We start from the raw sequence: 13,249 nt of genomic DNA, 5'->3' as shown, positions 1-13,249 counted from the left end.
CACCGGAGGATTCCGGTGCGGGCCCCCACGTATGTCAGGTCAGGTCACTTCTCCGCGCACTCCGCGCACGTGCCGAAGATCTCGACCGTGTGCGCCACGTTCACGAAGCCGTGCTCCGCGGCGATCGTCTCGGCCCACTGCTCGACCATCGGGCCCTCCACCTCGACGGCCTTGCCGCAGAGGCGGCAGACCAGGTGATGGTGGTGGTCGCCGGTCGAGCAGCGCCGGTACACCGTCTCGCCGTCGCTCGTCCGCAGCGCGTCGACCTCGCCCGCGTCCGCGAGGGACTGGAGCGTGCGGTAGACGGTGGTGAGGCCGACCGAGTCACCGCGGTGCTTCAGCATGTCGTGCAGCTCCTGAGCGCTGCGGAACTCGTCCACCTCGTTCAGCGCCGCCGACACGGCGGCCCGCTGCTTGGTCGAGCGCCCTCGTACGGGGGGTCCTGCCGTCACCACGGGGGCCTCCTAGAATGCTTGTCTGCCCCCGCCATTCTGCCAGTCCCCCGTGTCACTCCGAGCTGAGCGGCTCAGACCTTCACGTCGTCCGTCGGCCGCCGGGTTCCCGGAACCGGTGCGTCACAGCTCTCCGCGCCCGCCTCGGCGGCCCGCGCCCGTCGTCTCGCGAGCGGCGTGGCCAGGAGGGTGAGGAGGACGAAGACCCCGATCGCGTACAGCACGATCGTCGCGCCGGGCGGCACGTCCTGGTAGTACGAGGTGACCGTGCCCGCCAGGGTGACCGTGACGCCGGTCGCCACCGCGAGGACGAAGGTCGCCCTGAAGGACTTCGACAGCTGCTGGGCCGCCGCCACCGGCACCACCATGAGCGCGCTGACGAGCAGCAGGCCGACGACCCGCATGGCGACCGTGACGGTCACCGCGGCCGTGACCGCGATCAACAGGTTCAGTGCGCGCACCGGGAGGCCGGTGACCCGGGCGAACTCCTCGTCCTGACTGACCGCGAAGAGCTGGCGGCGCAGGCCGACCGTGACGAGGACCACGAAGGCGGCCAGGACGCCGATCGCGGTGATGTCCTGGGACGAGACCGTGGAGAGCGAGCCGAAGAGGTACGAGGTCAGATTGGCGTTGGAGCCGGTCGTCGAGAGGCTGGTCAGCATGACGCCGCCGGCCATCCCGCCGTAGAAGAGCAGCGCGAGCGCGAGGTCGCCGCGGGTCTTCCCGTACGCCCTGATCAGTTCCATCGCGACCGAGCCGACGACGGCGACGGCGGTCGCCATCCACACCGGGCTGGAGTTCAGGAGGAAGCCGAGTCCGACGCCGGTCATGGCGACATGGCCGATGCCGTCGCCCATCAGCGCCTGGCGGCGCTGGACGAGGTAGATGCCGACGGCGGGGGCGGTGATGCCGACGAGCACGGCGGCGAGGAGCGCGCGCTGCATGAAGGGGAGCTGGAGGATTTCCATGATCAGGTCAGCAATCCGGTACGGATCGGCTCGTCGGCCGCGTGGGGGTGGACGTGGTCGTGGCCCGGCAGCGCGTGCTGGCCGAGGGCCTCGGGCGGCGGTCCGTCGTGGACGACACAGCCGTCGCGCAGGACGACCGCGCGGTCGATCAGCGGCTCCAGGGGGCCCAGCTCGTGCAGGACGAGGAGGACGGAGGTGCCGCCCGCGACCTGCTCGCGCAGGGTCGACGCCAGGATCTCCTGGCTCGCGAGGTCGACGCCGGCCATCGGCTCGTCCATGATCAGGAGTTCGGGTTCGGAGGCGAGCGCGCGGGCGATCAGGACCCGCTGGTGCTGGCCGCCGGAGAGCGCGGAGACGGAGTCCCCGGCGCGGTCGGCGAGGCCGACGAGGTCGATGGCCCGCTCGACGGCTGCCCGGTCCTGCTTCGTCGTCCAGCCGAACCTGCGGCGGGAGAGCCGGCCGGAGGAGACGACCTCGCGGACGGTGGCGGGGACGCCGCTGGCGGCGGTGGTGCGCTGCGGTACGTAGCCGACGCGGGCCCAGTCGCGGAACCGCTTCCGCTCCGTGCCGAACAGCTCGATCGTGCCGCCGGTCAGCGGCACCTGGCCGATGACGGCGCGGACGGCGGTGGACTTGCCGGAGCCGTTGGCGCCGAGCAGGGCGACGACCTCACCGCGGCGGACGGTCAGGTCGACGCCGCGGAGGACGGGCCGGGCGCCGAGGGCCGCGGTGGCACCGCGGACGGAGATGACGGATTCCGGTTCCGGGGCCGCCGGTGTCTGGGCTGCCATGGCTCGTACCTCCTGCTGTGCGGTGATCACTTGGCGCCGAGGGCCTTCTGCAGCGCGGCCAGGTTGGACCGCATGACCTCGATGTAGTCATCGCCCTTGGAGGTGTCCGTGATTCCCTCCAGCGGGTCGAGCACGTCGGTCTTCAGACCGGTGTCGGAGGCGAGGGTCCTGGCGGTCCTGTCGCTCGCGAGGGTCTCGAAGAAGACGGTGGTGACCTTGTCCTGCTTCGCGATGTCCTGGAGTTCCTTGATCCGGGCGGGGCTCGGCTCGGACTCGGGGTCGACTCCGGAGATGCCCTCCTGGTCCAGGCCGTACCGCTCGGCGAGGTAGCCGAAGGCGGAGTGGGTGGTGATGAAGGTCTTCGTCGCGGTGTTCTTCAGGCCGGTCTCGAAGGCGGTGTCGAGGTCGCCGAGCTTCTTCACCAGCGCGTCGGCGTTCTTCCGGTAGTCGGCGGCGTGGTCCGGGTCGGCCTTCTCCAGGGCGCTGCCGACACCCTTGGCGACCTCGGCGTACTTCACGGGGTCGAGCCAGACGTGCGGGTCGGCTCCGGCCTCGGAGGCGTGGTCGTGGCCCTCCTCCCCGGCGGCGTGCTCCTCGCCCTCGTGGGCGTGCTCCTCGTGCGCGTGGCCCTCGTGGCCGGCGCCGGTGCCGTGCGCCTCCAGCTTCGTGAGGGTGGCGGCGTCGACGGTGTTCTCGACGCCGGCCTGGGCGATGGCCTCGTCGACGGCGGGCTGGATGCCCTTGAGGTAGAGGACGACGTCGGCCTCGCCGAGCTCGCCGATCTGCTTCGGCTTGAGCTCCAGGTCGTGGGGTTCGACGCCGGGCTTGGTGAGCGTGTTGACGGCCACGTGGCCGCCGCCTATCTGCTCGGCCAGGTACTGCATGGGGTAGAAGGACGCCACCACGTCCAGCTTGCCGCCGCTTCCCCCGTCGGCGGCGTCGGAGCTTCCGGCGCAGGCGGAGAGGGAGACGAGGCCGAGCGCGACGGCTCCGGCGAGGGCGGTGCTGGGTATGAGGCGACGTACGTTCATGACACTCATTTTCAACAAAACTGGAAACGATTGTCAATTGTCGTACATGTGGCACCGCCCACGCGACCCCCGACCAGGCCTTCGCGTGATCCCCGCACCGAACCGATTTGATACGGGGGGTGCGGGCGCCGGTAACCTGTGGCATTCGCACTTCGTCGTCGTAATGAAGAGAGCACCGTGGCCGCCGACAAGATCGACACCATCGTCAGCCTGAGCAAGCGCCGTGGCTTCGTCTACCCGTGCAGCGAGATCTACGGCGGCCAGCGAGCCGCCTGGGACTACGGACCGCTGGGTGTCGAACTCAAGGAGAACATCAAGCGCCAGTGGTGGCGTTACATGGTCACCGCGCGCGAGGACGTCGTCGGCATCGACTCGTCGGTCATCCTGGCCACGGAGGTCTGGGAGGCCTCGGGTCACGTCGCCACCTTCACCGACCCGCTGACCGAGTGCACCTCCTGCCACAAGCGCTTCCGCGCCGACCACCTGGAGGAGGCGTACGAGGAGAAGCACGGCCGTCTCCCCGAGAACGGCTTCGCCGACCTCAACTGCCCCAACTGCGGCAACAAGGGCACGTTCACCGAGCCCAAGCAGTTCTCCGGCCTGCTCTCCACGCACCTCGGCCCGACCCAGGACACCGGCTCCGTCGCCTACCTGCGTCCCGAGACCGCGCAGGGCATCTTCACCAACTTCGGCCAGGTCCTGCAGACCTCGCGCAAGAAGCCGCCGTTCGGCATCGCGCAGATGGGCAAGTCCTTCCGGAACGAGATCACTCCGGGCAACTTCATCTTCCGCACCCGCGAGTTCGAGCAGATGGAGATGGAGTTCTTCGTCAAGCCGGGCGAGGACGAGCAGTGGCAGGAATACTGGATGGAGCAGCGCTGGAACTGGTACACCGGCCTGGGTCTCCGTGAGGAGAACATGCGCTGGTTCGAGCACCCGAAGGAGAAGCTCTCCCACTACTCGAAGCGCACCGCCGACATCGAGTACCGCTTCTCGTTCGGCGGCAGCGAGTGGGGCGAGCTGGAGGGCGTCGCCAACCGCACCGACTACGACCTGGCCGCGCACTCCAAGGCCTCCGGCGCCAACCTGACCTACCTGGACCAGGAGTCCGGCGAGCGCTGGACGCCGTTCGTCATCGAGCCCGCCGCCGGTGTCGGCCGCGCGATGCTGGCCTTCCTCCTCGACGCGTACACCGAGGACGAGGCCCCGAACGCCAAGGGCGTCATGGAGAAGCGCACCGTCCTGCGCCTCGACCCGCGCCTGGCGCCGATCAAGGTCGCGGTCCTGCCGCTCTCGCGCAACCCGCAGCTCTCCCCGAAGGCCAAGGGCCTCGCGGCGGACCTGCGCCAGAACTGGAACATCGAGTTCGACGACGCCGGCGCCATCGGCCGCCGCTACCGCCGCCAGGACGAGATCGGCACCCCGTTCTGTGTCACCGTCGACTTCGACACCCTCGACGACAACGCGGTGACCGTCCGCGAGCGCGACACCATGAAGCAGGAGCGCGTCTCCCTCGACCAGATCCAGAGTTACCTGGGCAGCCGTCTGCTGGGCTGCTGACCCCGGTCGTACGCACCCGGCGAAGCCCCCGGTTCCGGAACTCGGAACCGGGGGCTTCCCCGTACGGGCCGGGCCCGCGGTGCGCGCCGCCCGGGGGGAGACGACCGCCGCGGCGCAAAAGGACGTGCCGGGGGAGGGCGTGCCGGGGTAGCGTCCCCCGCATGTCCTCGTTCTTCCAGATCTACGAGTGAGCGTCGGCCCCGGCTGATCGAGCTCCACCACCGCCCACCTCACTGACGGGAGAACCCCATGGCCAAGCGCAACAACCTCCTCGGCGTCGGCGGACAGCGCAAGAAGCTGTCCCGCGCCGACCAGCACGGCGCCGTCCAGGGCGGCGGCGCCGCCCGCCGCACGGCCGACGAGAAGAAGCACGAGCTCCTGCAGAAGATGCGCGAGCGCGCCCAGGGAGCCGAGAGCAACGACACCGCCGAGGCCGGCGAGGCCGGTCAGAAGTAGTCACCACCGCACGACGGAGGGCCCGGGGCGCGCGCCGCCCCGGGCCCTTCGCCGTCACCGGCCGGTCACGGCGTGGGCGTCCGGTCACGGCGTGCGCGGCCGGTCACTCCCCGTACGCGAGGGGCCTCCCCGCCGTCCGTGTCCGGCCGGTTCCTCCGCCGTCCGGGCCCCGCCACCCCACCCGGCGGGCCCTCCGGCTGTGAGCTCGGCCATGCGTGGGCCGTACGGCTGACGGAAGCCTCCCGGGGTGCGGGACAATGGGGCCCATGACCGCGTTCACCCCTCTCGCCATCGGCCCGCACATCGTGCAGCCCCCGGTGGTGCTCGCCCCCATGGCCGGCATCACCAACGCCCCCTTCCGTACCCTCTGCCGCGAGTTCAGCGGCGGCAAGGGGCTGTTCGTGAGCGAGATGATCACGACGCGCGCCCTGGTCGAGCGCAACGAGAAGACGATGCAGCTCATCCGCTTCGACGCGACGGAGCAGCCGCGCTCGATCCAGCTGTACGGGGTGGACCCCGTGACGGTCGGCAAGGCCGTGCGGATGATCGTCGACGAGGACCTGGCCGACCACATCGACCTGAACTTCGGCTGCCCGGTCCCCAAGGTGACGCGGAAGGGCGGCGGCTCGGCCCTGCCCTACAAGCGGCCGCTGCTGCGGGCGATCCTGAACGAGGCCGTGACCGGCGCGGGCGACCTGCCGGTCACGATGAAGATGCGCAAGGGCATCGACGACGACCACATCACGTATCTGGACGCGGGCCGGATCGCGGTCGAGGAGGGCGTCACGGCGATCGCCCTGCACGGCAGGACCGCCGCCCAGCACTACGGAGGCACCGCCGACTGGGACGCGATCGCGCGCCTCAAGGAGCACGTGCCGGAGATCCCGGTGCTCGGCAACGGCGACATCTGGTCGGCCGACGACGCCCTGCGGATGATGCGGGAGACGGGCTGCGACGGCGTGGTCGTCGGGCGCGGCTGCCTCGGCCGTCCGTGGCTGTTCGCGGACCTGGTGGCGGGCTTCGAGGGCACCGGCTCCTACGCCCAGCCCGGTCTGCGGGAGGTCGCGGACGCGATGGTGCGGCACGCGCGACTGCTCGGTGAGTGGCTGGGTGACGAGGCACGCGGTGTCATCGACTTCCGCAAGCATGTGGCCTGGTACCTGAAGGGCTTCGCGGTGGGTTCCGAGATGCGCAAGAAGCTGGCGATCACCTCGTCGCTGGACGAACTGCGCGCTCAGTTGAGCGAGCTGGACCTGGATCAGTCGTGGCCGGTGGGCGCGGACGGCCCTCGGGGCCGTACGTCCGGAAACAACCGGGTTGTCCTGCCGGACGGCTGGTTGAAGGACCCTTACGACTGTGCGGGAGTCAGTGAGGACGCCGAGCTGGACACGTCCGGCGGCTGAGATTCGGTCTTTCCGGGGGAGTGATCCTCGCCACCCTTGAGGGGGTGGCTGCTCAGATGAGCAGGTTACGGAAGGCTGTACTGCCTGAAAGGGTGGCACCCGGTGCCACCCTTTCAGCGTTCAAGACTTGAACGCAAGTGCTCGAATGTGCGCTCATGTGAGCGGCTTGCCTCTACTTTCGGTCATGCCGCCTTCGGGGCGTGAAAGCGGAAGCTACTTCTCGGTTACTTTCGAAGTGCTGGCGGACGGGTGGTTAAGGCCACGTGACCGCTAGGCGTACCTCCCCAGAAGCCTTCGATCTGGGTATGTTCCTCGCCGTCAGGGCAGCCAACCGAGTCATCGAGGAGTCGGGACCCGTGTCGGAAAACAATGATCAGAAGTTCGTGTACGACTTCACCGAGGGCAACAGGGACCTGAAGGACCTGCTCGGTGGCAAGGGCGCGAACCTGGCCGAGATGACCAACCTCGGTCTGCCGGTCCCCCCCGGGTTCACGATCACCACCGAGGCGTGCAAGGTCTACCTCGAGAGCGGCTCGGAGCCCGTGGCGCTCCGCGACGAGGTGTCCGCCCACCTCGACGCTCTCGAGCAGAAGATGGGCAAGAAGCTCGGCCAGGCCGACGACCCGCTGCTCGTCTCCGTCCGCTCGGGCGCCAAGTTCTCCATGCCCGGCATGATGGACACGGTCCTCAACATCGGTCTCTCCGACGAGTCCGTCGTCGGCCTCGCCCGCCAGGCCGACAACGAGCGCTTCGCCTGGGACTCGTACCGCCGGCTCATCCAGATGTTCGGCAAGACCGTCCTCGGCGTCGACGGCGAGCTCTTCGAGGACGCCCTCGACGAGGTCAAGGCCGCGAAGAAGGTCGCCAGCGACACCGACCTCGACGCCGCCGACCTGAAGAAGGTCGTCAAGCAGTTCAAGAAGATCGTGAAGACCGACACCGGCCGCGACTTCCCCCAGGACCCGCGTGAGCAGATGGACCTCGCCATCGAGGCCGTCTTCAACTCCTGGAACACCGACCGCGCGAAGCTGTACCGCCGCCAGGAGCGCATCCCGGGCGACCTCGGCACCGCCGTCAACGTCTGCTCGATGGTCTTCGGCAACCTCGGCCCGGACTCCGGCACCGGCGTCGCCTTCACCCGCGACCCCGCCTCCGGCCACCAGGGCGTCTACGGCGACTACCTGCAGAACGCGCAGGGCGAGGACGTCGTCGCCGGTATCCGCAACACCGTGCCGCTGGCCGACCTCGAGTCGATCGACAAGACGTCGTACGACCAGCTGATGCACATCATGGAGACGCTGGAGACCCACTACAAGGATCTCTGCGACATCGAGTTCACCATCGAGCGCGGCCAGCTCTGGATGCTCCAGACCCGGGTCGGCAAGCGCACCGCCGGTGCCGCCTTCCGCATCGCCACGCAGCTCGTGGACCAGGGTCTGATCGACGAGGCCGAGGCGCTCCAGCGCGTCACCGGCGCGCAGCTGGCTCAGCTGATGTTCCCCAAGTTCGACGAGAACGCGAAGGTCGACCAGATCGGGCGCGGTATCGCCGCCTCCCCGGGTGCCGCCGTCGGCAAGGCCGTCTTCGACTCGTACACCGCCGTCAAGTGGTCCCGGTCGGGCGAGAAGGTCATCCTGATCCGCCGCGAGACCAACCCGGACGACCTGGACGGCATGATCGCCGCCGAGGGCATCCTCACCTCCCGCGGCGGCAAGACCTCGCACGCCGCCGTCGTCGCCCGCGGCATGGGCAAGACCTGTGTCTGCGGCGCCGAGGAACTCGAGGTCGACACCAAGCGCCGCCGGATGACCACCTCGGACGGCCAGGTCGTCGAGGAGGGTGACGTCGTCTCCATCGACGGCTCCACCGGCAAGGTCTACCTCGGTGAGGTACCGGTCGTACCGTCGCCGGTCGTCGAGTACTTCGAGGGCCGGATGCACGCCGGCGCCGACGACGCCGACGAGCTCGTCGCCGCCGTCCACCGGATCATGGCCTACGCGGACCGCGTCCGCCGCCTCCGGGTCCGCGCCAACGCCGACAACGCCGAGGACGCCAACCGCGCCCGCCGCTTCGGCGCCCAGGGCATCGGCCTCTGCCGCACCGAGCACATGTTCCTCGGCGAGCGCCGCCAGTTCGTCGAGCGGCTGATCCTCGCGGACACCGACGCCGAGCGCGACCAGGCCCTGGAAGCCCTGCTGCCGCTCCAGCAGACGGACTTCGTCGAGCTGTTCGAGGCCATGGACGGGCTGCCCGTCACGGTCCGGCTGCTCGACCCGCCGCTGCACGAGTTCCTGCCGGACATCACCGAGCTCTCGGTACGCGTCGCCCTCGCGGAGTCCCGCAAGGAGCCGCACGAGAACGACCTGCGCCTGCTCCAGGCCGTCCACCGTCTGCACGAGCAGAACCCGATGCTGGGTCTGCGCGGTGTCCGTCTCGGCCTGGTCATCCCCGGCCTGTTCACCATGCAGGTCCGGGCGATCGCGGAGGCCGCGGCGCAGCGCATCGACGCCAAGGGCGACCCGCGCGTCGAGATCATGATCCCGCTCGTGGGCACCGTCCAGGAGCTGGAGATCGTCCGCGAGGAGGCCGAGCAGGTCATCGCGGAGGTCCAGGCCCGCACCGGTGTGGAGCTGAAGCTGGCGCTCGGCACCATGATCGAGCTGCCGCGCGCCGCCGTCACCGCGGGCCAGATCGCCGAGGCCGCCGAGTTCTTCTCCTTCGGCACCAACGACCTGACCCAGACGGTGTGGGGCTTCTCCCGCGACGACGTGGAGGCCTCGTTCTTCACCGCGTACCTGGAGAAGGGCATCTTCGGCGTCAGCCCGTTCGAGACCATCGACAAGGACGGTGTCGGCGCCCTCGTGCGCAGCGCCGTGGAGGCCGGCCGGGCCACCCGCCCCGACATCAAGCTCGGTGTCTGCGGTGAGCACGGCGGCGACCCGGAGTCGGTGCACTTCTTCCACGAGGTGGGCCTCGACTACGTCTCCTGCTCGCCCTTCCGGATCCCGGTGGCGCGCCTGGAGGCCGGTCGCGCGGCGGCCGGGTCCAAGGGCAGCGACAGCCGCTGACCCCGCAGGCCCCCGGTTCGGGAGTGGCGGTCGGGCCCTCCTGAACCGGGGTTCAGGAACGGCCGCCGGATCCTGCTGAACCCCCGTTCAGCAGGGGATTCACCGGAACCACCGGGGCCGCCGTCGGTCATCTCCCACCCTCACCGGCGGGCGGCGGCTCCGGAACCGAGAGAGACGGGACGGACACCTTTGTGCGGAGGTGTCCGTCCCGTCGTTTTGATTTTGGGCGGACGTGCGTTCTTGTTCCATTGGGCCCGATTGAATTATTGGCCTTTGAACTTTCCGTTTCTTCGGCAAAGAACGGAGCGGGCGCGACCCCCGGATCCCCACCCGGAGGCCGCGCCCTTTTCCGATGCCGGGCAGGTGAGCCGCAACCTCGCCGACCGCCGCCGGACGGGCAAAGCCCCCCACGGTCTCCACCACGTCACCTCGGTCCTGAGGTTTCCTGCCCGACCCGCACAGCTTTTCGTTTCGGCCCCGATTGCCGCGATGCTTTTCAACTGTGGCTGAAACACCCTGGTAACGTGCAGTGATGCTGTGCATACTCGTCGTCGGGGGTGGTTGCGAGTGCACAGGTGGGGACGTCATGCTGCGGATTCATTTCACCGGAAACGACCTGGCGGGAGTGCGGACGGCAGCCCGGCCGGACGTTCTGTGGGAAACGATTCTGAGCTTTCACCGTTTAAGGGACCGGCGCGGCTCCGTCGTCTACGGAGAATGGCGCTCCGAAACCAGGATGCGGCTGAGCGGTGAGACCCGGCTGCTCGCCGCGCTCGTCCCCAGCCGCGGCTATTTCCCCGACTTCCTGACGCCCGCCGAGGGCGTCCACGGACTCGACGAGGGCCTCCAGGCGATCCGCGCGACCGACGCCGGCCGGCTGCACGCCGAGCTCTCGCTGCTCGAGGCGGACCGGTCGGGCGGCCGGACCGTACCCCACTCGCTCCGTGCCCTCGCCGACGGTGGCGCGGAGCCCTTCGACCGGCTCGTGGGGGCCCTGCGGAGTTATCACCGGGCGGCCGTCGAGCCGTACTGGCCGCACATCAGGGCCCGGGTCGAGGCCGACCGCGCGTGTCGCGGCCGGGCGCTCCTGGACGGCGGCGCGGACGAACTCCTCGCCTCGCTGCCGCCGATGCTGCGCTGGCGAGCGCCCGTCCTGGAGGCCGACTACCCGGTCGACCGGGACGTCCACCTCGACGGGCGGGGGCTGCTGCTCCAGCCCTCGTACTTCTGCCGGGGGACCCCGGTCGTGCTGCGTGACCCCGCGCTGCCGCCGGTCCTCGTCTACCCCGTCACCCACGGCGAGGCGCCGACCGTACGGGCCCCGGGCGGCTCCTCGCTGGCCAAGCTCGTCGGCCAGACCCGCTCCACCGTCCTGCACGCCATCGGCGACGGCGGTACGACCAGCGAGCTGGCCCGCAGGGCCGGGGTGTCGCTCGCCTCGGCCAGTCAGCACGCGGGCGTCCTGCGCGAGGCCGGGCTGATCGCGACCCTGCGCCACGGCAACGCGGTCCTGCACACGCTCACGCCGCTGGGCGCCGCCCTGCTCGGCGGCGCCCACCGGACGGTGGACATGCGGTGCTACGCGCGGAACGGGCCCGTCACCTCGTAGGTGATGCCGCCGGAGGAGCTGCCGCTCGTGCCCCGCTGGCTGGAGAAGTACAGCCGCTTGCCGTCGGGGGAGAAGGCGGGCCCGCAGATCTCGGAGGAGGACTGGCCGGTGATCCGCAGGAACGGCGCGACGACGTCGTCCGGGGTGATGACGCAGATCTCCATGTTGCCGCCGTCCTCGGCGACGAAGAGGTCGCCGGAGGAGGTGCCGGTGACGTTGTCGACACCGGTGAGCGGGGCGCCGCCGGAGACGAGCGAGTCGTCGTAGGCCAGCTCGTAGGTGCCGGCGGCGAGGTTGACCTGCCAGACCCGGTTGTCGCCCTTGGTGGTGAACCAGACGGTGTCGTTCGCGTAGTAGCAGCCCTCGCCGCCGCTGAAGCGCTTGGCGCCGGAGACCTGGTTGCGGGTGGTGGTCGGGGAGCCGTCCGGGTCCGGCACGTTCTGCCAGGTGAACGTGCCGGAGGTGCCCGTGCCGGCCTTGAAGACCTGGAGGGTGCCGGAGGAGAGGTTGCCCCAGGTGGTCGGGAGGAACCGGTAGAAGCAGCCGTCCGTCTCGTCCTCGGTCAGGTAGATCGCCTTGCGGACCGGGTCGGCCGCGGCGGCCTCGTGCTTGAACCGGCCCATCGCGTCGCGGCGGTAGCTGGTGCCGCCCCACGGGTTCGACTCGTAGACGTAGCCGAGGGAGACCTCCTCGCAGGAGAGCCAGGTGTTCCACGGGGTGGCGCCGCCCGCGCAGTTCTGCCGGGTGTTGGAGAGGATGCGGTAGGCGCCGGTCACGGTGCCCGCCGAGTTGAACCTCACGGCGCTCGCGCCGCCGCCCGGGTTGATCTCCGAGTTGGACACGTAGATCCAGCCGGTGCCGTCGACGAAACAGGCGCCGCCGTCGGGGGCGTTGTGCCAGGTGTACGAGGTGCCGGCCACGGTCTGGCCGGACCGGGCGATGATCCGGCTGGTGAACCCGGCGGGCAGCTGGATGCCGTTGGCGTTCGCCGCACCGAGCGCCCCGTAGGGGCCGGCGCCGGGCTGGGCGGGGGCGGCGAAGGCCGCGCCGTGCCACAGGCTGCCGCCGAAGGCGGCGGCCGACGTGCCGATGACCGCTCCGCGCAGGAAACTGCGTCGCTCCACGTCTCACTCCTGAGAAGGGTGGTGAACCGCCCCGCCACGCCGGTCGGTGGCGGGGTCGCGCTTCCGGAACCTAGGAGTACGGAGTTGACTGTGCATCAACAAGCGGTGAAGGGGAAGCGGCGGGTACGGGGCGGGTGGAGCACCCGTCGGGATCCCGCCACGCACCCCCGACGCGAGGACCTTCGGCACTGGGGGAGCAGGGCGCCCGCTGGGACACTGGGGGCATGCGTGCCACCCGGGACATCAGTGACCGCGACGACCTCGACGTACTGCTGCGCCGCTTCTACACGGCGGCCTTCGCCGACCCGCTCATCGGACCGTTCTTCACCGAGATCGCCGGCACCGACCTGGAGGCCCACCTGCCCCGGATCACCGACTTCTGGGAGCGCGCCCTCCTCCGCACCGCCGCCTACGGGCGTGACGCCTTCGCCCCGCACGCGGCCCTCCACTCCGCGCGCCCCCTCACCGCCGCACACTTCGGCCGCTGGGTCCAGCTCTGGCACGCCACCGTCGACGGCCTCCACACCGGGCCGCGGGCCGAACGGGCCAAGGAGCAGGGCGAGCGGATCGCCCTCGCCCTGCTGCGACGGCTCGCCGGACCGGGGGCGCGGACCGGCGGTGGCAGCGGGGGATTCGTCCCCCTGGCGGCACTGCGGATGCGCTCGGTGGCCTGAGCGGGAGAATCGTCGACGGGAGGAGTTCTCCGAGGAATCGCCGGGGGAGCGATGAGTTCCGGGCGGGGCGCCCGTCCTACCTGTGACAAGCGCCGGAACGCGTCGAGCGGGCC

11 protein-coding genes are annotated in these 13,249 nt (G+C 70.2%); 6 read left to right on the top strand and 5 right to left on the bottom strand.

Going from position 1 to position 13,249, the window contains the following annotated elements; translation table 11 throughout:
* Window positions 1–44: 44 nt before the first annotated feature.
* The 4 genes from ACFWV2_RS10645 to ACFWV2_RS10630 form a co-directional block, all read right to left on the bottom strand.
* Window positions 45–455, bottom strand: a complete 411-nt coding sequence (locus ACFWV2_RS10645) for a Fur family transcriptional regulator (RefSeq protein ID WP_384404639.1) — start codon at window positions 453–455, stop codon at window positions 45–47.
* 71 nt (window positions 456–526) lie between these two features.
* The gene (locus ACFWV2_RS10640; protein ID WP_384404637.1) at window positions 527–1,420 is read right to left on the bottom strand and encodes a metal ABC transporter permease; all 894 of its coding nucleotides are present in this window, start codon (window positions 1,418–1,420) and stop codon (window positions 527–529) included.
* Between the two features lie 2 nt (window positions 1,421–1,422).
* A complete protein-coding gene (locus ACFWV2_RS10635; protein ID WP_384404635.1) occupies window positions 1,423–2,211 on the bottom strand; it encodes a metal ABC transporter ATP-binding protein in 789 nt (262 codons plus the stop codon).
* Between the two features lie 26 nt (window positions 2,212–2,237).
* Entirely contained in the window at window positions 2,238–3,242 is a 1,005-nt protein-coding gene (locus ACFWV2_RS10630) for a metal ABC transporter substrate-binding protein (RefSeq protein ID WP_384404633.1), read from the bottom strand.
* Window positions 3,243–3,419: 177 nt separating this feature from the next.
* Between ACFWV2_RS10630 and ACFWV2_RS10625 the strand changes: the two genes are divergently transcribed.
* From ACFWV2_RS10625 to ACFWV2_RS10605, 5 genes are all read left to right on the top strand, one after another.
* A complete protein-coding gene (locus tag ACFWV2_RS10625; RefSeq protein WP_384404631.1) occupies window positions 3,420–4,802 on the top strand; it encodes a glycine--tRNA ligase in 1,383 nt (460 codons plus the stop codon).
* A gap of 249 nt (window positions 4,803–5,051) precedes the next feature.
* Window positions 5,052–5,258 carry a DUF6243 family protein gene (locus tag ACFWV2_RS10620; protein ID WP_384404629.1) on the top strand — a complete coding sequence of 69 codons (207 nt, stop codon included), beginning with the start codon at window positions 5,052–5,054 and terminating at the stop codon, window positions 5,256–5,258.
* Between the two features lie 266 nt (window positions 5,259–5,524).
* Window positions 5,525–6,661: a tRNA dihydrouridine synthase DusB gene (gene dusB / locus ACFWV2_RS10615; protein WP_384404627.1), complete on the top strand. Its 1,137-nt coding sequence runs from the start codon at window positions 5,525–5,527 to the stop codon at window positions 6,659–6,661.
* Window positions 6,662–7,017: 356 nt separating this feature from the next.
* On the top strand, window positions 7,018–9,729 hold the full coding sequence (gene ppdK / locus ACFWV2_RS10610; protein WP_384404625.1) for a pyruvate, phosphate dikinase: 2,712 nt from the start codon (window positions 7,018–7,020) through the stop codon (window positions 9,727–9,729).
* Between the two features lie 586 nt (window positions 9,730–10,315).
* Window positions 10,316–11,338, top strand: coding sequence for an ArsR/SmtB family transcription factor (locus tag ACFWV2_RS10605; protein WP_384404623.1), 1,023 nt, complete (start codon window positions 10,316–10,318; stop codon window positions 11,336–11,338).
* On the opposite strand, the gene ACFWV2_RS10600 is transcribed toward ACFWV2_RS10605, so the two are convergent.
* Window positions 11,308–12,462 carry an alkaline phosphatase PhoX gene (locus tag ACFWV2_RS10600; RefSeq protein ID WP_384404621.1) on the bottom strand — a complete coding sequence of 385 codons (1,155 nt, stop codon included), beginning with the start codon at window positions 12,460–12,462 and terminating at the stop codon, window positions 11,308–11,310. The two genes, ACFWV2_RS10605 and ACFWV2_RS10600, sit on opposite strands and share 31 nt — an antisense overlap.
* A gap of 224 nt (window positions 12,463–12,686) precedes the next feature.
* On the opposite strand from ACFWV2_RS10600, the gene ACFWV2_RS10595 reads away from it, so the two are divergent.
* Window positions 12,687–13,136 carry a group III truncated hemoglobin gene (locus ACFWV2_RS10595; protein ID WP_384404619.1) on the top strand — a complete coding sequence of 150 codons (450 nt, stop codon included), beginning with the start codon at window positions 12,687–12,689 and terminating at the stop codon, window positions 13,134–13,136.
* The last annotated feature ends 113 nt before the right edge of the window (window positions 13,137–13,249 follow it).

Source organism: Streptomyces sp. NPDC058671, from assembly GCF_042716475.1.
GTDB lineage: Bacteria > Actinomycetota > Actinomycetes > Streptomycetales > Streptomycetaceae > Streptomyces.
The sequence above is the reverse complement of the archived record's forward strand: the minus strand, read 5'-3'. Positions and strand labels throughout refer to the sequence as shown.

Bases quoted from the DNA above. Each gene is read 5' to 3' on its own strand.
- ACFWV2_RS10640 (WP_384404637.1), bottom strand. From the start codon at position 1,420: ATGGAAATCCTCCAGCTCCCCTTCATGCAGCGCGCGCTCCTCGCCGCC.
- ACFWV2_RS10635 (WP_384404635.1), bottom strand. From the start codon at position 2,211: ATGGCAGCCCAGACACCGGCGGCCCCGGAACCGGAATCCGTCATCTCC.
- ACFWV2_RS10630 (WP_384404633.1), bottom strand. From the start codon at position 3,242: ATGAACGTACGTCGCCTCATACCCAGCACCGCCCTCGCCGGAGCCGTC.
- ACFWV2_RS10620 (WP_384404629.1), top strand. From the start codon at position 5,052: ATGGCCAAGCGCAACAACCTCCTCGGCGTCGGCGGACAGCGCAAGAAG.
- dusB (WP_384404627.1), top strand. From the start codon at position 5,525: ATGACCGCGTTCACCCCTCTCGCCATCGGCCCGCACATCGTGCAGCCC.
- ACFWV2_RS10605 (WP_384404623.1), top strand. From the start codon at position 10,316: ATGCTGCGGATTCATTTCACCGGAAACGACCTGGCGGGAGTGCGGACG.
- ACFWV2_RS10595 (WP_384404619.1), top strand. From the start codon at position 12,687: ATGCGTGCCACCCGGGACATCAGTGACCGCGACGACCTCGACGTACTG.